This is a genomic window from Achromobacter sp. SIMBA_011, from assembly GCF_046535435.1.
GTDB lineage: Bacteria > Pseudomonadota > Gammaproteobacteria > Burkholderiales > Burkholderiaceae_B > Achromobacter > Achromobacter dolens.
In genome coordinates this window covers 1-276 of record NZ_JAWRWN010000361.1, presented here as the reverse complement: position 1 = coordinate 276, position 276 = coordinate 1, and the positions used below count along the sequence as shown (strand labels likewise).

Here is a 276-nt window from a genome sequence, read left to right as displayed (position 1 = left end):
CCTCGACACGCTTTACCCTGAATTTATCGCCAACCAAGTTTCTGGCAACTTGAAGAAAACTTGCAAACGACTCCTCGACAAAGAAACGATAGAGATCCGGCTCGTAACCCTGATTTGCGGCGACGATGGCCATTTCCTCACCGTGCGATATGACCTCGTAGCCAATGAAGCTACCCGCATCGCGTTGCAAAGACAGGCCGAGTGCGATGGCCTCTCCAACGGTAGAAGACGTTATGAGAGCGTAGCCGATCTGGCCCATCGCTGTGAACGTTTCCC

1 protein-coding gene is annotated in these 276 nt (G+C 52.9%); it reads right to left on the bottom strand.

Annotated features, from left to right (window positions below; all coding sequences use genetic code 11):
- Nucleotides 1-276 (bottom strand): AraC family transcriptional regulator ligand-binding domain-containing protein (locus SB816_RS31295; protein WP_410548153.1); only part of this gene is annotated, 276 nt, incomplete at both ends.